20 protein-coding genes are annotated in these 19,486 nt (G+C 71.4%); 14 read left to right on the top strand and 6 right to left on the bottom strand.

Annotated elements, in window-relative coordinates:
* Nucleotides 1–9: 9 nt before the first annotated feature.
* The 6 genes from ACZ562_RS03860 to zapE all read right to left on the bottom strand — a co-directional run bounded on the left by ACZ562_RS03860 (nucleotide 10) and on the right by zapE (nucleotide 6,174).
* Nucleotides 10–1,401, bottom strand: a complete 1,392-nt coding sequence (locus ACZ562_RS03860) for a PhoX family protein (RefSeq protein WP_471174002.1) — start codon at nucleotides 1,399–1,401, stop codon at nucleotides 10–12.
* Between the two features lie 100 nt (nucleotides 1,402–1,501).
* Nucleotides 1,502–2,278 carry a slipin family protein gene (locus tag ACZ562_RS03855; RefSeq protein ID WP_471173847.1) on the bottom strand — a complete coding sequence of 259 codons (777 nt, stop codon included), beginning with the start codon at nucleotides 2,276–2,278 and terminating at the stop codon, nucleotides 1,502–1,504.
* 103 nt (nucleotides 2,279–2,381) lie between these two features.
* Entirely contained in the window at nucleotides 2,382–3,854 is a 1,473-nt protein-coding gene (locus ACZ562_RS03850; protein ID WP_471173845.1) for a SulP family inorganic anion transporter, read from the bottom strand.
* Between the two features lie 8 nt (nucleotides 3,855–3,862).
* Complete coding sequence (locus ACZ562_RS03845; RefSeq protein ID WP_471173843.1) at nucleotides 3,863–4,441, bottom strand: carbonic anhydrase; 579 nt, start codon at nucleotides 4,439–4,441, stop codon at nucleotides 3,863–3,865.
* A gap of 73 nt (nucleotides 4,442–4,514) precedes the next feature.
* Entirely contained in the window at nucleotides 4,515–4,907 is a 393-nt protein-coding gene (locus tag ACZ562_RS03840) for a hypothetical protein (RefSeq protein ID WP_471173840.1), read from the bottom strand.
* Between the two features lie 154 nt (nucleotides 4,908–5,061).
* Nucleotides 5,062–6,174, bottom strand: coding sequence for a cell division protein ZapE (gene zapE / locus ACZ562_RS03835; protein WP_471173838.1), 1,113 nt, complete (start codon nucleotides 6,172–6,174; stop codon nucleotides 5,062–5,064).
* A gap of 37 nt (nucleotides 6,175–6,211) precedes the next feature.
* Here zapE and ACZ562_RS03830 point away from each other — a divergent pair, with 37 nt between their 5' ends.
* From ACZ562_RS03830 to ACZ562_RS03765, 14 genes are all read left to right on the top strand, one after another.
* Nucleotides 6,212–7,042, top strand: a complete 831-nt coding sequence (locus ACZ562_RS03830; protein ID WP_471173836.1) for a pyrimidine reductase family protein — start codon at nucleotides 6,212–6,214, stop codon at nucleotides 7,040–7,042.
* A 120-nt stretch (nucleotides 7,043–7,162) separates the two neighbouring features.
* Nucleotides 7,163–7,636 (top strand): indole-3-glycerol phosphate synthase, encoded by a 474-nt coding sequence (locus tag ACZ562_RS03825; protein WP_471174000.1) that lies wholly within the window; start codon nucleotides 7,163–7,165, stop codon nucleotides 7,634–7,636.
* Nucleotides 7,637–7,739: 103 nt separating this feature from the next.
* Nucleotides 7,740–9,131 (top strand): UDP-N-acetylmuramate--L-alanine ligase, encoded by a 1,392-nt coding sequence (gene murC / locus ACZ562_RS03820; RefSeq protein ID WP_471173834.1) that lies wholly within the window; start codon nucleotides 7,740–7,742, stop codon nucleotides 9,129–9,131.
* A 13-nt stretch (nucleotides 9,132–9,144) separates the two neighbouring features.
* The gene (gene msrB / locus ACZ562_RS03815; protein WP_471173832.1) at nucleotides 9,145–9,552 is read left to right on the top strand and encodes a peptide-methionine (R)-S-oxide reductase MsrB; all 408 of its coding nucleotides are present in this window, start codon (nucleotides 9,145–9,147) and stop codon (nucleotides 9,550–9,552) included.
* A gap of 612 nt (nucleotides 9,553–10,164) precedes the next feature.
* Nucleotides 10,165–10,671 (top strand): SigE family RNA polymerase sigma factor, encoded by a 507-nt coding sequence (locus ACZ562_RS03810; RefSeq protein WP_471173830.1) that lies wholly within the window; start codon nucleotides 10,165–10,167, stop codon nucleotides 10,669–10,671.
* Nucleotides 10,672–10,681: 10 nt separating this feature from the next.
* Nucleotides 10,682–11,203 carry a hypothetical protein gene (locus tag ACZ562_RS03805; RefSeq protein ID WP_471173828.1) on the top strand — a complete coding sequence of 174 codons (522 nt, stop codon included), beginning with the start codon at nucleotides 10,682–10,684 and terminating at the stop codon, nucleotides 11,201–11,203.
* Nucleotides 11,204–11,342: 139 nt separating this feature from the next.
* The gene (locus tag ACZ562_RS03800; RefSeq protein WP_471173998.1) at nucleotides 11,343–12,566 is read left to right on the top strand and encodes a bifunctional glycosyltransferase family 2/GtrA family protein; all 1,224 of its coding nucleotides are present in this window, start codon (nucleotides 11,343–11,345) and stop codon (nucleotides 12,564–12,566) included.
* Entirely contained in the window at nucleotides 12,563–13,840 is a 1,278-nt protein-coding gene (locus ACZ562_RS03795) for a hypothetical protein (protein ID WP_471173827.1), read from the top strand. Before ACZ562_RS03800 ends, ACZ562_RS03795 begins: the two co-directional genes overlap by 4 nt.
* Nucleotides 13,841–14,115: 275 nt before the next feature.
* Nucleotides 14,116–15,453 carry a ferredoxin reductase family protein gene (locus tag ACZ562_RS03790; protein ID WP_471173825.1) on the top strand — a complete coding sequence of 446 codons (1,338 nt, stop codon included), beginning with the start codon at nucleotides 14,116–14,118 and terminating at the stop codon, nucleotides 15,451–15,453.
* 10 nt (nucleotides 15,454–15,463) lie between these two features.
* Complete coding sequence (locus ACZ562_RS03785) at nucleotides 15,464–15,850, top strand: FMN-binding protein (protein WP_471173823.1); 387 nt, start codon at nucleotides 15,464–15,466, stop codon at nucleotides 15,848–15,850.
* A gap of 2 nt (nucleotides 15,851–15,852) precedes the next feature.
* Nucleotides 15,853–16,593 carry an FAD:protein FMN transferase gene (locus ACZ562_RS03780; RefSeq protein WP_471173821.1) on the top strand — a complete coding sequence of 247 codons (741 nt, stop codon included), beginning with the start codon at nucleotides 15,853–15,855 and terminating at the stop codon, nucleotides 16,591–16,593.
* Nucleotides 16,594–16,802: 209 nt separating this feature from the next.
* Nucleotides 16,803–17,975 (top strand): ABC transporter ATP-binding protein, encoded by a 1,173-nt coding sequence (locus tag ACZ562_RS03775; RefSeq protein ID WP_471173820.1) that lies wholly within the window; start codon nucleotides 16,803–16,805, stop codon nucleotides 17,973–17,975.
* Nucleotides 17,972–18,700 (top strand): ABC transporter permease, encoded by a 729-nt coding sequence (locus tag ACZ562_RS03770; protein ID WP_471173818.1) that lies wholly within the window; start codon nucleotides 17,972–17,974, stop codon nucleotides 18,698–18,700. The genes ACZ562_RS03775 and ACZ562_RS03770 overlap by 4 nt, the downstream gene beginning before the upstream one ends.
* Nucleotides 18,697–19,365: an ABC transporter permease gene (locus ACZ562_RS03765; RefSeq protein WP_471173816.1), complete on the top strand. Its 669-nt coding sequence runs from the start codon at nucleotides 18,697–18,699 to the stop codon at nucleotides 19,363–19,365. Before ACZ562_RS03770 ends, ACZ562_RS03765 begins: the two co-directional genes overlap by 4 nt.
* Nucleotides 19,366–19,486 lie beyond the last annotated feature (121 nt).

The following is a 19,486-nucleotide window of genomic DNA, read 5'->3' as shown; positions in this document are numbered from 1 at the left end:
TCTGAACGGCTACCCGCGCCAGGGCCCCGTCACCGCGAACGTCGTCCCGGGTGTGTAGCAGTTGACGTACATCGTCCGGCCGTCCGGGGAGAACGTGACACCCGCGAACTCGCCCCACTCGGGGGCCCCGGGCGTTCCGATGTTCTGCCGGCCGCGGGCCATCGCGTACACCTCGCCGCGCCGGGTGACGCCGAAGACGTGCTGGGCGCCGTTGCCGTCCTCGCAGACCATGAGACCGCCGCTGGGGGCGAGGCAGATGTTGTCGGGGGACTCGCCCGGGAGCTGGACGTCCGTGTCCGGGCCGAACACGACCACCAGGGTCAGCCGGCGCGCCGAGGGGTCGAAGCGCCAGATCTGCCCGTAGTGGTCCGCCGCCGAGCCCTCCGCGCTGTGGGCGAAGGACGACACGAAGTACACGGACCGCCCGCCCCAGTAGCAGCCCTCCAGCTTCTGGGCGTGCGTGATGCCCCTCGGGCCGAAGTCCTGGAGGCGGATGGGGGTTTGGGCCGCCAGCGGATCCGGTACGTCCACCCACTCGATGCCGTCGAAGCTCGCTCCCGTCTCCTGGATAGAGGACAGGTCGGGCACCCCGGGCACGCGCATGGCCTGCAGCCGGCCGCCCGCACGCAGCGAGCCGGTACCGCCCAGCGGCTTGTCGGGCAGGAAGCGGTAGAAGAGGCCGAACGGCTTGAGGAACGCGTCCTCCGTCTCGTAGACGATGCCGCGCCTCGGGTCGACGGCGATCGCCTCGTGCTGGAAGCGGCCCATCGCGGTCAGCGGTACGGCTCCCGTGCGGCGCGGATCGGCCGGGTCCACCTCGAAGATGAAGCCGTGGTCCTTGGTGTAGCCGTTCGTGCCCGCCTTGTCCTCGGTCTCTTCGCAGGACAGCCAGGTGCCCCAAGGCGTGGGCCCGCCCGCGCAGTTGACGGCCGTACCGGCGACCGCGACCCGCTCCGACAGGACGTTGTTGCGGCCGTCCAGCGTCAGCGCCGTACAGCCGCCCTTGCCCGCCGGGTCGTAGGTGATGCCCTCGATCGTCGGGACGGGGATCGCGGCGGTGGGGCGGTTCTCGTGGTTGCGGACCAGGTGGACGCGGCTCGGCCCGCCGGCGGAACGCGCGGCGAAGGCGGCCATGCCGTCGTGGTTGGAGGGGACCCGTCCCTCGCCGGAGCGGAGCGGGTCGCCCTCGCGGGAGAGAACCTTGTAGCGGAAACCATCCGGCAGATCGAGCACCCCGTCCGGGTCGGCGACGAGGGGGCCGTATCCCCGGTGGCCCAGGGTCTGCGCGGCGGCGGTGCCCGCGAAGAGTTCGGAGAGGCTTCCGGCGAAGGCGATCGAGACGCCCAGCACACCGGTACGGGCAAGCATCTGACGTCGTGTCGTACGGCCCTTCTCGGGCATGACGGACATGGGGGGCAGCCTTCCTGCTGGCGGACAGGAACCGTGACCCCTCTGTGTCTATCACCGCCCCGCGGCTCGGGAACCACTCGCGCAGCACGTGTCACCGCTCGGACGGATGTTCCTGTGCCTTCTCCAGGAACCGCAGCAGTTCGACGGGGAAGGGCAGCACGAGCGTCGAGTTCTTCTCGGCGGCGACCGCCACGACCGTCTGGAGCAGCCGCAGTTGCAGCGCGGCGGGCTGTTCGGACATCTGCGCTGCGGCCTCGGCGAGCTTCTTGGACGCCTGGAGTTCGGCGTCCGCGTTGATGATCCGGGCGCGCCGCTCGCGGTCCGCCTCCGCCTGCCGGGCCATGGAGCGCTTCATGGTCTCGGGCAGGGACACGTCCTTGATCTCGACCCGGTCGACCTGCACGCCCCAGCCGACGGCCGGGCTGTCGATCATCAGCTCCAGGCCCTCGTTGAGTTTCTCGCGGTTGGACAGCAGATCGTCCAGCTCGCTCTTGCCGATGATCGAGCGCAGGGACGTCTGGGCCATCTGTGAGACCGCGAACTTGTAGTCCTCGACCTTGATGAGCGCGTTCGCCGCGTCGACCACCCGGAAGTAGACGACGGCGTCCACGCGTACGGTCACATTGTCCCGGGTGATGCCCTCCTGGGCCGGCACCGGCATCGTGACGATCTGCAGGTTCACCTTGTGTATCCGGTCCACGAACGGCACGACCGTCGTGAAACCTGGCTGCCGTACGTCACCTTTGAGCCGCCCGAGCCGGAACACCACCCCGCGCTCGTACTGCTTGACGACCCGCGCCGCCGCGGCCACGTAGACGACCCCGGCGGCACCGACCGCCACGGCCGCCGTCACCAGCTCCGCGAGCATGACGACCCCCTCTTCGAGAGGCCACTTGTGTCTGCTCTTGTAACAATATGCCCGGTGGCCGGTCCCGGGCCATGAGGGAGCCGGGACCGGCCGCCGCCCGCGCTTACGGAGCCGTCACCCGTACCGGTTCCGTACCGGCCGCGCTGTGCCGCTCGGCCCAGTTCTCCAGTGCCGTCCGGCAGGCGTGGTCGAGGTGGTGCAGCCCGGACAGGTCCAGCTCGACGGGCCGGTCCTGGGGCAGTGCCTCCAGGCTGTCGAGGATCTTCGGCAGCCGCAGGAAGGTCGCGTTGCCCGACAGGTACGCCTGCACGGGTCCGGCGCCCTTGTCTATGACCTCCAGCTTGATGTGCGAGGCCTCCCAGGCGGTCTTGGCCACGGCCAGCGCGAGGCCGATGAGCACGCCCTCGAACATGCTGACCGCGACGATCGACACGGCCGTGACGGCCAGGATCAGCGCCTCACCGCGGTGCTCGCGCCACAGCGACACGATCTCCCGTACGGGGATGAGCTTGGCGCCGGAGTACACCAGGATGCCGGCCAGGGCCGGGACGGGGATGTAGCCGAGCACGCCCGGGAGCAGGGCCGCGAACAGCAGCAGCCAGATTCCGTGCAGCACACGGGACGCCTTCGTCCGCGCGCCCGCCTGGACGTTCGCCGCGCTGCGCACGATCACCGCGGTCATCGGCAGCGCGCCGAGCACACCGCACAGGGCGTTGCCCGTGCCCTGTGCGACCAGCTCCCTGTCGTACTCGGTGCGCGGCCCGTCGTGCAGCCGGTCGACCGCCGCCGCGCTGAACAGGGACTCGGCGGAGGCTATCAGCGTGAACGCGACGATCGTGGCCAGCAGACCGATGCTCGCGAGCTCGCCGAACGCGCTCGGCGACGGCGGCTGGACGGACCCCAGCAGCCCCCGCACCTCGACGCTGGCGACCGGCAGGGAGAACACCACGGCGACGAGGGTCGCGAGGCCGACGGCGGCGAGCGGGCCGGGAACCGTGCGGAGCCGCTTCGGCATGCGCTTCCACAGGACGAGCACGGCGATGGTGCCCGCGCCGAGTCCGAGCGAGGCCAGTGCTCCGGTGTCCCCCGCGGCCCCGGCGAGCGCTCCGGGCAGCCCGGCCAGCTTCGCCGGGCCGGATGCGGGTGCCTTGGCGTCGGCCATCGAGTAGAGCTGTCCGGCGATGAGCACGAGCCCGATGCCGGCCAGCATGCCCTCGACGACCGAGACCGAGATGGCCCGGAACCAGCGCCCCAGCTTCAGGACGCCCATGAGTATCTGCAGCACGCCCGTGGCGAGCACGATCACGCCGAGCGCGGGCAGCCCGTACTCCCGCACGGCCTCGAAGACCAGCACGGTGAGCCCGGCCGCGGGCCCCGAGACCTGGAGGCTGCTGCCGCGCATCAGCCCGGTGACGATGCCGCCCACGATGCCGGTGACAAGGCCGAGCTCGGCCGGCACTCCGGAGGCCACGGCCACGCCGACGCACAGCGGCAGCGCGACCAGGAAGACGACCAGGGAGGCGGCGAAGTCCTGCCGCAGATGCGGGAACCTGGTGACTGCGGTTCGGTTGTCCACGGCGGCCCTCACAGTGCGCGGAAGGTGTCGGAGGACACGTCGTGGGTCAGTACGGCCCCGGTGTGCACCTCGTAGTACCAGGCGTGCAGGGTCAGTTGACCGTCCGACAGTTTCCTGTCGATGAACGGGTAGGAACGCAGTCGCAGCACCTGCGCCAGAGCGTGACCCTGCACGCCCTCGGCGACGGCCGGGTCCTCGGCCGCCCCCGCCGGGCGTGGCTCGGCGACCGCGAGCCAGTCCCGTACGGCGGGTACGGCGGTCAGGTCGTCGCCGCGGACGAGGGCGCCGACGGCGCCGCAGTGCGAGTGCCCGCAGACGACGATGTCGCTGACGCCCAGCACCTCCACGGCGTACTCGATGGTGGCCGCCTCGCTGGTGGGATGCTCGGATCCGTACGGCGGGACGATGTTGCCCGCGGTGCGCAGCTCGAAGAGCTCGCCGGGGCGGGCGCCCGTGATCAGGGCCGGTACGACCCGGGAATCGGAGCAGGTGATGAACAGGACCTGCGGGGACTGGCCTTCGGCCAGCTTGGCGAACTCCTCAGGGCGCTGTCCGAAAGTGCGGGCGTTGTCGATGAGGGGCTGCATGGTTGGTGACTCCTCCTGGCGCGCCGAACGGCGCGTCGGGCTTACAAGACAGAGTGTGGGAACTGCTCTGCTGTCAGCAGCGGAAGACCTGAAGTGCGGCTGGGGAGTGGGCTGTCGAGAGTCTCGACGTGCACGGAGCCCGGTGTGCCGCCGGTTCGCAGCGAGCCGCCGGGTCCTGGACCAGCTGGGGTCGCTCGGGGCCCTCGGGGGCGGAGTCGACGGCGCGGTGCCGGTCGCGGGTGCGCAGGGGGCCGGTCGGGCCCCCGGACTGGTCGCAGTGCCGGGATGTGACGGTTTCGTCGCGCGGTGCCTTGCCGGACAGTGTGATTCCGGGCTGTGTCTTGGCCTCGACCTGACGGATCGCATGCGCGGATGCGAAGGACGCGGCCGGTGCGAAGAACGTGAGGCCGAGCAGGACGGCGGCGAGGAGCGCAACCACGGTCCGGAGTGTCGTACCTCGGAACATGCGGCCCCCCTCCGGCATTTGGCATCTCTAGTGCGGACCAATCGTTGGTCAATGACTGGTCAAGAAACACGTTAACCCTGCAAAGTTGTTTGCAGGGTTAACTTGGCGTTTCGAGCTGAAGAGAGCCTCAAATACGCGGGTGGCCTGGCGTGAACTAGTCGTTCGCGACGAGGTCCTTGGCGTCCCGGGCCAGCGCGGTGAGCCGGGAGATCGCCCGGAAGTACTTCTTGCGGTAGCCGCCCGTCAGCATCTCCTCGCTGAACAGCTTGTCGAACGGCTGCCCCGAGGCCAGGACCGGCACCTCGCGGTCGTAGAGCCGGTCCGCGAGCACGACGAGCCTGAGCGCCGTCGACTGGTCCGGCACCGGCTGGACGTCGGTGAGGCAGACGGCCCGGAGGTTGTCGGTCAGGGCGCCGTACCGGCTGGGGTGGACCTTGGCGAGATGCCCCAGCAGATGCGGGAAGTCGTCGAGCGAGGCACCCGCGGTGGCGTACGCCGCCTTTGTCACCTGCTCGTCGGAGTACGGCGCCGGCGCCTCGGGCAGGCCGCGGTGGCGGTAGTCCTCGCCGTCGATGCGCAGCGCCCGGAAGTGCGCGGACAGGCCCTGGATCTCGCGCAGGAAGTCGGCGGCCGCGAACCGGCCCTCGCCGAGCTTGCCCGGCAGGGTGTTGGAGGTGGCGGCGAGCGCGACGCCCGCCTCGACGAGTTTGCCGAGCAGCGTCGACACCAGGACGGTGTCGCCGGGGTCGTCGAGCTCGAACTCGTCGATGCACAGGAGGCGGTGGCCGGAGAGGGTCTGGACCGTCTTCTGGAAGCCGAGCGCGCCGACCAGGTTGGTGAGCTCGACGAAGGTGCCGAACGCCTTGAGCGCGGGCTCGGCCGGGGTGACGTGCCACAGGGAGGCGAGCAAGTGGGTCTTGCCGACGCCGTAGCCGCCGTCGAGGTAGACACCGCGGGGGCCCGCCGGGGACTTGGGGGCCTTGCCCCTGCCGAACCCGAGGAACCCGCGCCGGACCGTGCCGGCGCCGCTGGCGTGCGCACCGCCGAGCCCGGCGGCGAAGCGTTCGAGGACACGGACGGCCTCGGTCTGGCTCGGCTGGTTCGGGTCCGGGATGTACGTGCTGAAGCGCACCGAGTCGAACCGGGGCGGCGGCACCATCTCGGCGACCAGCCGGTCCGCGGGGACGTGCGGCTCACGGGCGCACAGGGACAGCGGGGCCGCGTCGGCTATCGGGCTGGTTCCGGGGGCGGCGGTGGAGGACGACACAGTTCACCACTCTAAGGGGCGTGCCAGACTGCACGACATGCGACGCCTGTTCCCTGTGACGGATGAAACAGCAGCCCAGGCCTTCGGTGGGGCCACTGGCGGGGCCTCTGGGACCGGTGATGCGGCCGGTGCCGTCGGGCGTGAGTGGAGTCTCGACGAACTCGCCGCCGCCTACGCCTATCCCGAGCTCGCGCCCGGGGGGCGTGGGGCCTGGCTGCGGGCCAACATGGTGTCCACGCTCGACGGCGCCGCCCAGCACGACGGGCGTTCCCAGCCCATCTCCAGCGCGGCCGACATGCGGATCTTCGGCACCCTGCGGGCGCTGGCGGACGTCGTCGTGGTGGGCGCGGAAACGGTACGGCAGGAGGGGTACCGGCCGGCGCGCGCGCGTGCGGAGTTCGCCGAGCTGCGGAAGGCGGCCGGGCAGGGGCCGGCGCCGGCGATCGCGGTGGTCAGCGCGAGCCTGAACCTGGACTTCTCGCTCCCGCTGTTCAGCTCGCCGCTCGTGCCCACCCTGATCCTCACGGGCGCCGCGGCGGCCCCGGACCGCACCGCGGCCGCCGAGAAGGCCGGCGCCCGCGTCGTGACCGCGGGCGACGGCGTCGGCGTGGACCCCGCGCGCGCCGTCCGCGCCCTCGCCGAACTCGGCCACACCCGGCTGCTGACCGAGGGCGGCCCGCGGCTGCTGGGGCAACTGGTGGCGGCCGGGGTGCTCGACGAGCTCTGTCTGACCGTCTCCCCGATGCTCACCGCCGGCGACGCGCAGCGCATCGCCGGCGGGCCGTCGGTCGCGGTCCCGCGGCGATTCGTCCTGGGGTCCCTGCTGGAGGAGGACGGTTTCCTGTTCAGCAGGTACCGGAGGCCGTGATCCGGAGTCCACCCGTTCGGCCCTTGAAAGGCACACTGAATCTGGCAGGCCCCGTGCGATCACGGGGAAGGATGGAAGCCACGGGGCCCGGCACGGCCCTCGAAGGAGAAGGGGCGTTTGGTGTTCACAAGCGTTTTGATGATCGAGAAGGCCCTGACGTCCGCCGACGTGGAGTTCGTCACGACCCTGCACGGGGACGAGCCGGTCGCCTTCCACGTGCTGCTCCAGCCGCGGGGCGACCAGGCGGACCGCCTGCTGCGCGCCATCGACGACGTCGCGCTCGGCGAGATCGACGAGGCCGCCCGGGAGAACGAGACACCGGAGGGCGAAGCGGCGAAGGGCCCCGCACAGCAGGCGCTCGACGTGTCCCTGAGAGCCCTGCACGTGTCCGGCAGCGAGGCCGAGGGCCGGCTGATCGAGGCCCATCCTCTGGACGCGCTGAAGACCCTCGTGGACGAGGTGGAGGCGGACGAGGTGATCGTCCTGACGGACCCGCACTACGTGGAGGAGTTCTTCCACCGGGACTGGGCGTCCCGCGCCCGGCACAAGGTGGGCGTACCGGTGCTGAAACTGTTCTCGCACAGCAAGGCGTAGCGGACCACGGTGTCACCGGGCGTGCACGGCACGGCATAGGCTGGGCCGCTCAACGTCCGCCGTATCACGCACGCACGCCGTATCACGCACAGGGAGACAACGCATGGCACCCGGCCTTCCCACCGCCATGGACCGACCGCACTTCATCGGCATCGGCGGCGCCGGGATGTCGGGCATCGCGAAGATCCTCGCGCAGCGCGGGGCGAAGGTCGCGGGCAGTGACGCGAAGGAGTCCGAGACCGCCGAGGCGCTGCGCGCGCTGGGCGCGACGGTGCACATCGGGCACGCGGCGGAGCACCTCGCCGACGACGCGAGCTGCGTGGTCGTGTCGTCCGCGATCCGTGGGGACAACCCGGAGCTGGCCCGGGCGGCCGAGCTGGGCATCCCGGTCGTGCACCGCTCCGACGCCCTCGCGGCCCTGATGGACGGACTGCGCCCGATCGCCGTGGCCGGCACGCACGGCAAGACCACGACCACCTCGATGCTGGCCGTGTCGCTGAGCGCGCTGGGCCTCGGGCCCTCGTACGCGATCGGCGGCGACCTGGACGCGCCGGGCTCCAACGCACTGCACGGCGACGGCGAGATCTTCGTCGCCGAGGCGGACGAATCGGACCGCAGCTTCCACAAGTACGCCCCCGAGGTCGCGATCGTCCTCAACGTCGAGCTCGACCACCACGCCAACTACGCGTCCATGGACGAGATCTACGAGTCCTTCGAGACGTTCGCGGACCGCATCACCGAGGGCGGAACGCTGGTGATCTCGGCGGACCACGAGGGCGCGCGGGAGCTGACGCGCCGCATCACGGCGTCCGACGTGCGGGTGGTGACGTACGGCGAGTCGGAGGACGCGGACGTGCGGGTCCTCTCGGTCGTGGCTCAGGGCCTGAAGAGCGAGGTCACCGTCGAGCTGGACGGTACGGAGCTGACCTTCACCGTCTCCGTCCCGGGCAGGCACTACGCGCACAACGCGGTGGCCGCGCTGGCCGCCGGCGTGGCGCTCGGGGTGCCGGCGGCCGAGCTGGCTCCCGCGCTGGCCGCGTACACCGGCGTCAAGCGGCGCCTGCAGCTGAAGGGCGAGGCGGCCGGCGTCCAGGTGATCGACTCCTACGCCCACCACCCGACGGAGATGACGGCGGACCTGGAGGCGATGCGCGCGGCGGCGGGCCGGGCGCGGATCCTGGTCGTCTTCCAGCCGCACCTGTTCTCCCGCACCCAGGAGCTCGGCACGGAGATGGGCCGGTCCCTGGCCCTCGCCGACGCCTCGGTGGTCCTGGACATCTACCCGGCCCGGGAGGACCCGATCCCCGGCGTGACCAGCGAGCTGATCATCGAGGCGGCCCGGGCCGCGGGCGCGGACGTGACGGCGCTCCACGACAAGGCCGTGGTGCCGGCCGTCGTGGCGGGAATGGCCAGGGCCGGTGATCTCGTTCTCACCATGGGCGCGGGCGACGTCACGGTTCTCGGCCCGCGCATCCTGGACCAGCTGTCGAAGTGAGGGGCTGAGGCTCATGTCGTACGACGTCGAAAAGCCGGACGAGCAGTGGCGCGCGGAGCTGACTCCGGGCGAGTACGCCGTGCTGCGCCAGGCCGCGACGGAGCCCGCCTTCACCGGTGAGTACACCGGCACCAAGACCAAGGGCGTCTACTCCTGCCGCGCCTGCGGTGCCGAACTGTTCACCTCCACCACGAAGTTCGAGTCCCACTGCGGCTGGCCGTCCTTCTACGACCCGAAGGACTCCGACGCGGTGGAGCTCATCGAGGACCGGTCCCACGGGATGGTCCGGACCGAGGTGCGGTGTGCCCGGTGCGGCTCGCATCTCGGGCACGTGTTCGAGGGGGAGGGGTATGCGACGCCGACGGACCAGCGGTACTGCATCAACTCCATCTCGCTGCGCCTGACGCCCGACGAGACGTGAGCCGGGCCCCGATCGCGGGTTGAACGGCGCACGGGGCGGACCGGAGTGCGTGCGCGCCTCGGTCGTGTCAGCGCACCCTCCTGATCGGGATGAAACGGCCAGGGCGCCCAGCACGCAGATGGTGGCGACGGCGCCGGACAGCAGGTGGTACTCATGGCCGCCCGCGCGATTGACCAGCAGCGCGCCCAGGGCGTTGCGACGGACTGCGGTGCGGCGTTGGCGATGCCGAACACGCCCAGGCCCTTCGCCGACTCCTCCGCGTCGGGCAGGACGTCTAGGACGAGAGCGAGGTCCACGCCCGCGTAGACGCCGTAGCCGGGGCCGAGGACCACTTCGGCGCCCAGGGAGGGTACGCGCTCGTCGGTCCGCTATGTGAGCTGCGCGGCTTGTCGCGCCGTGCGTACCCGGTTCCATGCCTCCTGAGGAGAGACGCGGGGGTCCGGGAATACCCACGGTGCGGCATGCGGAGGTGATGTGTCCGAGCCGCCGGATCGCGTTCGGGCCGCCGTGCGCAGGGCCGTGACCCGGATCACACGGGCAGAGTGCATCGCAGCGTGGGGGCCAGCGTCTTTCCCTAGGTGTAGGGGGCTGGTCGAAGCGGGGACGGTGCGGATGGAGCAGGGGCGAGCCGAGGGGTTCGACGGGTTCGTGGCTGCCCGTTGGTCGGCGTTGTTCCACCTCGCGCGGCTGCTCGTCGGAGGTGACCGGCACCGGGCGGAGGACCTGCTCCAGGAGGCCCTGGTCAAGCTCTGGTTCGTCTGGCCCAAGATCGCGGAGGAGGCCCCGGAGGCTTACGTACGCAAGGTTCTGGCCCGGGCCGCGGCACGGTCCGCGCGGCGGCGCTGGTGGGGCGAGCGCCCGGTCGAGGAGCTGCCGGACCTGCCGGCGGCGGGTGACGTGTCCGCCTCCGTGGCGGAGCGCTCACGCCTTGAGGCCGCGCTGGCCGAGTTGCCGCCGCGGCAGCGGGCCGCAGTGGTGCTGCGCTACTACCAGGACCTGTCCGAGAAACAGGTCGCGGAGGTGCTGGGGTGCCCGGTGGGCACCGCTCGATCCCATGCGTCACGTGGCGTGGCGCGGCTGCGTCGGCTCCTGGCCGATGTCATCGAGCCGGTGGGGTGAAGGGGAGGCCATGGATCACTTCGAGCGGGAGCTGTCGCGGATGATGCGCGACGCCCGGGAGCACACCCCCTTCGAGTCCGGGCACCAGGCCCGCCTCCGGTCCGGCGTACGGGCCCGTCGGCGGGCACGCGCGGCCCAGAAGGCCGTCGGCTCCGTCCTGGCCGCGGCCGGACTCGGCATCGGTTTCTTCATGCTGCCCCACGCCAGGGTCGAGGACAGGCCGCAGGCCCCCCTCCCGGGGCCCGCGACGAGCCCGGCGTCCCCGACCGCGACATCGTCCCCCACGTCGGACGCGTCCCCGAGCGAGACCGTCACCGTCCCACCCACCGGGACCGCCGACGGGACCTCCGCCCCGCCCACCGCGCCCGCCACCACCAGCGGTTCGGCCACGAGGTCCGCCGACCCGGCCTCGACCACGACCCACACACCGCCGCCCTCCTACTCCGCGACGTCGCGTGCGACGGCGGCACCGGAGGTCACGCCCACGTCCCAGGAGCCGTCGTCGCTCGTGAGCCCGACCGATTCCGGATAGCGCGGGCCGCGGCCCGGACAGCGCGGGCCGTGCCCCTTTCCCGACCACCCATCCGCAAGCCCTGATCGCGGCGCCGCAGCGGGCGCCTCCGACATGCCACGCGACAGCACACAGACATGGATGCATCGTGACAAACCTGATGGACCGGCTGCCGCTCCGTACGCCGGTGCCGGCGTACCACCGAGAGCCCGTCCTGGACGTGGTCGTACCGGTGTTCAACGAGGAGGCGGATCTGGAGCCGAGCGTGCGGCGGCTCCACGCGCACCTGCGCGAGACCTTCCCGTACCCGTTCCGGATCACCGTCGCGGACAACGCCAGCACCGACGCGACCCCCCGGATCGCGGCCCGGCTGGCCGCCGAGCTGCCCGAGGCGGAATGGCTGCGGCTGGCCGACAAAGGGCGGGGCCGGGCGCTGCACGCCGCGTGGTCGGCATCGCGGGCACCTGTCCTCGCCTACGTGGACGTGGACCTGTCGACCGACCTCGCGGCGCTGCTGCCCCTGGTCGCCCCGCTCATCTCGGGGCACTCCGACATCGCCATCGGCACGCGCCTGGCCCGAGGGTCCCGGGTGGTGCGCGGCCCCAAGCGCGAGGTCATCTCCCGCTGCTACAACGCCCTGTTGCGCTCCACGCTGGCCGTGGGCTTCACCGACGCCCAGTGCGGTTTCAAGGCGATGCGGCGCGATGTCGCCGAGCGGCTGCTGCCCCTGGTGAAGGACCCGGGGTGGTTCTTCGACACCGAGCTCCTCGTGATCGCCGAGCGTGCGGGGCTGCGCATCCACGAGGTGCCGGTCGACTGGGTGGACGACCCCGACAGCCGCGTCGACATCCTGTCCACGGCGCTGGCGGACCTGCGCGGCATCGCCAGGATCGGCCGGGCACTGGCCCGCGGCACGCTCCCGACGGCCGGGCTGCGCCGGAGCCCCGCCGACGACTCGCGGGGCGGCCTGCCCGGCCAGCTGCTGCGCTTCGCCGCGGTGGGAGCCCTGAGCACCGTCGGATACGTGCTGCTGTACGCGGCGCTGCGCCCGGCAACCGGGCCGCAGGCCGCCAACGCGCTGGCGCTGCTGGTCTGCGCGGTCGCCAACACGGCGGCGAACCGGCGGCTCACCTTCGGGCTGCGCGGCCGTGGCGGCGTGCTGCGCCACCAGGCCAAGGGCCTGCTGGTCTTCCTGGTCGGTCTGGCCCTCACGAGCGGTTCACTGGCCGCCCTGCATTACCTGGCGTCCGGCGCCGCGCGGTCAACCGAACTCGGGGTGCTCGTCGCCGCCAACCTGGGCGCGACCCTCCTGCGTTTCCTGCTCTTCCGGGCCTGGGTGTTCCCCGCCCGGCGCCGCCGCGCAACGGGAGCCACCGCCGCATGAACCCGAAGACACTGAGCGCCCCTCCCGGCACGGGCCTGCCCGAACCCACCGCCCCCGTCCCCGCCCCCGTCCCCGCCCCGGCCCACGGCTCGCGCCTGCGGCGTACGGCCCGGCAGTACCTCCCCGTACTGGCGCTGTACGGCGGCCTGAAGCTCATCGGCTTCTCCGTCTTCATGTACCTGCTGGACTCGGCCGGGGACTTCCGCAGCAAGAACCCGCGCTTCGGCGGCGGCGCCCACGCCTGGGACGTGCTGGCGAGCTGGGACGGCTGGTGGTACCAGCAGATCGCCGAACACGGCTACCACCCCGCGCTCGTCCCGGTTCCCGGCGCCACCGGCCTGATCACGCTCGAAGGCAACTCGGCGGCGTTCTTCCCGCTCTACCCGGCGGCGATGCGGCTGGTCTCCGCATGCACCGGGCTCGGTCTGTACGGCGCCGGCATGCTGGTCTCCGTAGTCGCCTCCTTCGTCGCAGCGCTCGGCATCTACGCCGTCACCGCCCGGTTCGGCGGCAGGCGGGCCGGGCTGGCCGCGGCCGGACTGTGGGCCGTCTGGCCCGGCTCCGGCATGGAGTGGTCGGTCTACTCGGAGTCCCTCTACGTCGCCCTCGCCGTCTGGGCCTGCCACGCCGTCATGAACGACCGCTGGCTCACCGCGGGGCTGCTCACCTTCTCCGCCGGCCTCAACCGCCCCACCGCCGTGGCGCTCATCGCCGCCCTCACCGTCGCCGCGCTGCTCAGGCTCCACCGCCGTCAGGACGACACCGCCCGCCCGCTGACCGCGATACTGACCGCTCCGCTCGGGCTCGCCGGCTACCTGCTCTGGGTCGGCAACCGGATGGGTGACCTCGGCGGCTATTTCGCACTCCAGAAGGGTGCCTGGGCCCACACCTTCGACTACGGCGAGCAGACCCTCGACGTGCTGACCTCCGTCCCGGTGGGGCACTTCGACTACCTCTTCGCGTACCCCTTCGAGGACACCATCGGCGTGGCCGTCGTCCTGCTGGCCCTGCTCCTGATCCCCCTCCTGATCCGCCTGCGCCCCCCGGCCGTCCTGACCGTCTACACGCTCCTCACCCTCACTCTGGTCCTGGGCAGCCAGCAGATATTCGGCAACGTCTCCCGCTATCTGCTCCCGGCCTTCCCCCTCTTCATCCCCCTGGCCGTCCGGCTGCGCAGCCTCCGACTGCCCATGCTGTGCGCACTGCTCGGCATCGCGGCGGTGGCCTCGGGCTCGTACGCGGGATACGCGCTCTTCGAACTCGGGGTGCCGTAAGGACGGGGTGGCGTGCGCTCGCCCTGTACGAACACCACGGTCTGACGCTCGACTTCGCCGTCGACACCTGGGAGCTGATCCGCCCCGTCTGAGCCGGGGCGGCGGTCGGGGGCGTACTTTTCCCCTGCTCATGGTCCTTCACGCGGCTCCCGGCGCCAGACCCGGTAAACGGTTCGATCACTTTCGATGACAACTTGCAAGATAAATGGCAGCAAAATGACAGCTCCTGCCCGTCAAGCTCGGTAACCTCGGATCCGATCAAGGAGCTGCCGCCCGTGACGACCGTCCAATCGCCCCCCGCGCCCCCCACGGCGATGCGGCCCAGGGTCGTGGCCCGCACGGGCCTGTACGCCGTGCTGGCCGTGAACGCGGCCGTGGTGACCTTCTTCTTCGCCCAGGCCGGCTTCGCGTCGAACACCCTCATCGTGCTGGGCCGCCTGGCCGGCCTGTACGGGGCGCTCCTGATGGCCTTCCAGCTGCTGCTGGTGGCCCGGCTGCCCTGGCTCGACCGCCGCATCGGCATGGACCGGCTGACCCTCTGGCACCGCTGGACCGGCTTCGGCATCCTGTGGACGCTGCTGGCGCATGCCGTCTTCATCACCTTCGGCTACGCCGAGTCGTCCTCCCTGGACCCGGTGAACCAGCTGGTCGACCTCGCCGAGACCGTCGAGGGCGTGCTCCGCGCCGTCGTCGCGCTGGCGGTCATCATCGTGGTGGGCGCCGCCTCGGCCCGCTTCGCCCGGCGCCGGCTCGCGTACGAGACATGGCACTTCATCCACCTGTACACCTACATCGCGGTGGTACTGGCCTTCACCCACCAGGTCGCCGTGGGTACGACGTTCACGGCGTCCCCCGCGGCCACGGCCTACTGGTACGCCGTGTGGGGCGTCGCCCTCGGCTCGGTGGCCGTGGGCCGGCTGCTGCTCCCGCTGTGGCGGAACGGGCGCCACAGGCTGCGCGTCACGGCCGTCGTCCCCGAGTCCGACGACGTCGTGTCCATCTACATGACCGGCCGTGACCTGGACCGGATGCCCGCACAGGCCGGCCAGTTCTTCCTGTGGCGGTTTCTGACCCGGGACCGCTGGTGGCAGGCCAACCCGTTCTCGCTGTCGGCCGCACCCGACGGCCGCACCCTCCGGCTCACCGCCAAGACCGTCGGCGACGGCACCGCGACCCTGCGGCACGTGAAGGTGGGCACGCGGGTCTTCGCCGAGGGGCCGTACGGCGCCTTCACCACCCTGCACCGCACCCGCCCCAAGACCCTGCTCATCGCCGGCGGCGTCGGCATCACGCCGATGCGGGCCCTGCTGGAGGAACTGCACGGCCACGTGGTCCTGATCTACCGGGTGGCCACCGGCAGCGATGCCGTCCTCTACGACGAACTGCGGGAACTCGCCCACGCCAAGGGCGCCGAACTCCACGTGATCACCGGACCGCGCACCCCCGACAAGCTGGCGCCGAGCGAGCTCGCGCGCCTCGTGCCGGACGTCGCCGACCGGGACGTCTTCCTGTGCGGACCGCCCGGCATGACCGGTGCCGTGCTGCGCACCCTGCGCGAGCTGGGCGTGCCCAAGCAGCAGATCCATCACGAGCGCTTCAGCCTGGCGGGATGAGAGAGACATCGTGAAGCGAGCAATTCCTGTCCTGGTCCTGACCGTCGCTGGCCTGGTCCCCGTGTGGCGCTACACGCCGTCGGACGGCACGACCACCACCACCGAGGCCGCCTCGACGCCTTCCGCGTCCTCGTCGTCCGACGTGGTCGAGGGTTCGACGGTGAACACCGAGAAGGGCGCCGTGCAGGTGCGGGTGACCTTCGAGGGCGAGAAGATCACGGCCGTCGGGATGCTTCAGCAGCCGGACCATCCGCAGACGACGGCGGCGGTGCCGAAGCTGATCGCGGCGACGCTTCAGGCGCAGAGCGCGGACATCGACACGGTGTCCGGTGCCACCATCACGAGTGACGGCTACAGGGAGTCCCTCCAGGCCGCCATCGACGCGAAGGGCGACTGACCGTGCGCCGCGTCGAACACGTCATGGGGTTCCCGGTGTCCCTCCGTATCGACGGCGAGGACGACTTCCGCGCGGCGGCGGACGCGGTGTTCGCCTGGCTCCGCGAAGTCGACGAGCGGTTCAGCCCGTTCAAGGACGGCAGCGAGGTGTCCCGGTACGGCAGGGGCGAGCTGTCCGCCGACGAGCTCAGCGCCGACCTGGTCGAGGTCCTCGGCATCTGCGAGCGGTACCGGGTCGCGACCGGCGGCGCCTTCGACGTACGGCTGCCCGGCCGCGACTTGGACCCCTGCGCGGTGGTCAAGGGCTGGTCGGTGCAGCGGGCGGCGGAGCTGCTGACGGCCGCCGGGGCGCGGCGCTTCTGCCTCAACGCCGGCGGTGACGTGGTCGCCGCCGGCGGGCCCTGGCGGGTCGGCGTACGCCACCCCGAGATCGCCGACAAGCTGTGCACCGTCCTCGGCCTGACCGACGGGGCGGTCGCGACCTCCGCGCGCTACGAGCGGGGCGACCACATCATCGACGGCCGTACGGGGCGTTCCGCGACCGGACTTCTCAGCCTCACCGTGACGGCGGCTTCGCTGACCGAGGCGGACTCGGTCGCCACCGCCGCGTTCGCGATGGGCGCGGAGGGCGTCGAGTGGGCCGCCGGCCTCGAAGGGTGCGAGGTGTTCGCGGTGGACGCCGGGCGGCGGGTACTGCGCACACCTCGTTTCCCCGTCGCCGCGGAGCGTGCGCCGGCGGCGTGATCACGTACGACACGTGATGGCGTACGGCAGAGGTGCGGGCCGCCGGTGGAGTGTTCCGATGACCCACCCCCTTGAGGACGGCCCCGGGAATCGCCCGCGAACGGTCGCCGAGTACCCGCAACACAAGAGGTCTAGACTCTCCCGGCAACGGTCCGCACGACCGTTGCCAGAACGGGCGACTTCCGCAGACCCGAAGGGTATTCGGCGTTTTGATACGGATGGATTCAGTCACCAAGCGGTACCCGGACGGCACGGTGGCCGTCGACCGGCTGTCACTGGAGATACCGGACCGTTCGATCACCGTCCTCGTCGGCCCGTCGGGCTGCGGGAAGACGACGACCCTGCGCATGATCAACCGGATGGTCGAGCCGAGCGAGGGCACCATTCTCCTCGACGGCAAGGACATCATGCGGCAGCCGGTCAACACGCTGCGCCGGTCCATGGGTTACGTCATCCAGAACGCCGGTCTCTTCCAGCACCGCACGATCATCGACAACATCGCCACCGTGCCCCGCATGCTCGGCTGGGGCAAGGGGACGGCCCGGGAGCGGGCCCGTGAGCTGATGGGGCGGGTCGGGCTCGACGGCTCGCTCGCCAAGCGGTACCCCTACCAGCTGTCCGGCGGGCAGCAGCAGCGCGTCGGCGTGGCCCGGGCGCTCGCGGCGGATCCGCCGGTGCTGCTCATGGACGAGCCGTTCTCGGCCGTCGACCCCGTGGTCCGCAAGGGGCTTCAGGACGAACTCCTCCGCATCCAGGAGGAGTTGGGCAAGACGATCGTCTTCGTCACCCATGACATCGACGAGGCCGTGAAGCTGGGCACGATGGTCGCCGTGATGCGCACCGGCGGCAGACTCGCCCAGTTCGCGCCGCCCGCCGAGCTGCTGTCCGACCCCGCGGACGAGTTCGTCGAGGACTTCCTCGGCGCGGACCGCGGCATCCGGCGGCTGTCCTTCTTCCCTTCCACGGCAATGGAGTTGCTGACCGCCCCGGTCGTCGCGGCAGACTCCACCGCCGAGGAGATCGCCGCCCGTGACACGGGGGACGCCCCCTACCTCCTCGTCACGGATCCGGACGGCAAGCCGCTCGGCTGGAGCGAGCCGCAGCACCTGACCGCCGGGAAGATGCAGCCGGCACAACTCCTGTCGTACGGGCGGCCGTTCGTGGCCGCCACGGACTCGCTGAGGGCCGCGCTCGACTGCGCCGTCCTCTCACCCACCGGCTGGGCCGTCGCCGTGGACGCGGCGGGCCGGGTGAGGGGGGTCGTCTCCCAGCAGACCATCGCCGAGGCGATCCGCGGCGCCCACGCCAAGGGCCGTGCCCGCAGCGCGAAGGACCGTACCGACAGCGCGAAAGGCCGTACCAAGAGCAAGGCCGCCGGATGAACGGCTTCTTCGACATCCCCAGCGACCTCCAGCACAGCTGGCTGGGCCTCGTCGGCCTGCACCTGAGGGAGGCTCTGCTGCCGGTCCTGGCCGGACTGGTGATCGCCCTGCCGCTCGCCCAGCTGTGCGTGCGCTTCCGCTGGCTGTACCCGCCCGTGCTGTGGGTGACGACGGTGCTGTACGCCATCCCCTCCCTGGCGTTCTTCGTCTTCCTCATCGACTACACCGGCCAGACCGAGCTCACGGTGATGATCCCGCTCACCGTCTACACCCTCGTCGTCCTCGTCCCGGCGATCGTCGACGGCGTCCGTTCGGTGCCGCGGGAGACGCTCGCCGCGGCGACCGCGATGGGCTACGGCCCCCTACGCCGTTACCTCCAGGTCCAGTTGCCGATCGCGGTGCCCGCGATCATCGCGGGGCTGCGCGTGGCGACCGTGTCGAGCATCAGCCTCGTCAGTGTCGGCACCCTCATCGGCAACCAGGGCGCCCTCGGCAACCTGCTCAACGACGCGACCATCTACAACCGGCCGGAACTCGCGTGGAACGCCGTGATCACCATGGCCGTCCTGGCGATCCTCGCCGACGCCCTGCTGGTGGTCGTACGCCTGCTGCTGACGCCGTGGATGCCGCGCCGAGCGCATACGAGAGGGCGAGCGCATACGAGAGGGAAAGCCGACCGGCCCGACCCGGCCGCCCTCGCCGCCCTGAAGGACGCAGCCCGGTGAACGTACTCGGCTTCATCCACGCCTTCTTCAGCGACAACGCCCACTGGCACGGCTACGACGGCATCCCCACGCGCGTCTGGGAACACATCCAGTACACCCTGGAAGCGCTCGCCCTCGCCGCCGCGGTCGGGTTGCCCGTCGGCCTGCTCACCGGCCACTACGGGCGCGGCGGGAACGCACTCTCCCTGATCGCCACCGCCGGGCGGGCCCTGCCCACCTTCGGCCTGCTGGTGCTGATGACCCTGCTGCTGGGGTTCGGCCTGGTGAACGTGATGATTCCGTTGGTCGTCCTGGCCGTACCGCCGATCCTGGTCACCACCTACGAGGCCATGCGCTCCGTCGATCCGTCCCCGGTGGACGCCGCGCGGGGCATGGGCATGGCCGAGTCACGGATCCTCTTCCAGGTGGAACTCCCCGTCGCCCTGCCGCTCGTCCTCAGCGGCCTGCGCTCCGCGGCCATCCAGATCGTCTCCACGGCCACCATCGCCGCGTACGTCTCCCTCGGCGGCCTGGGCCGCTACATCGTCGACGGCCTCTACCAGCGCAACTACGAGAAGATCGTGGGCGGCGCCACGCTCGTGGCCGTGCTGGCGCTGGCGACGCTCGGCGTGTTCTGGGCCGTCGCGCGGGCCGCGGTGTCACCCGGGGTCCGCAGGAGCAACTAGTGCCGCGTCAGCCGAGGTTCGCCCCGTCGCGCCCCCCACAGCCGGCACAGCACCCCCCCAACCCGCCCCCCCCTCGAGCACCCCTGTGCCTAAGCTTTCCCTTCCTTCCCCAGCACCCCCC

Source organism: Streptomyces sp. NPDC040410, assembly GCF_055595715.1.
This window is presented reverse-complemented; position numbering and strand designations above follow the sequence as displayed.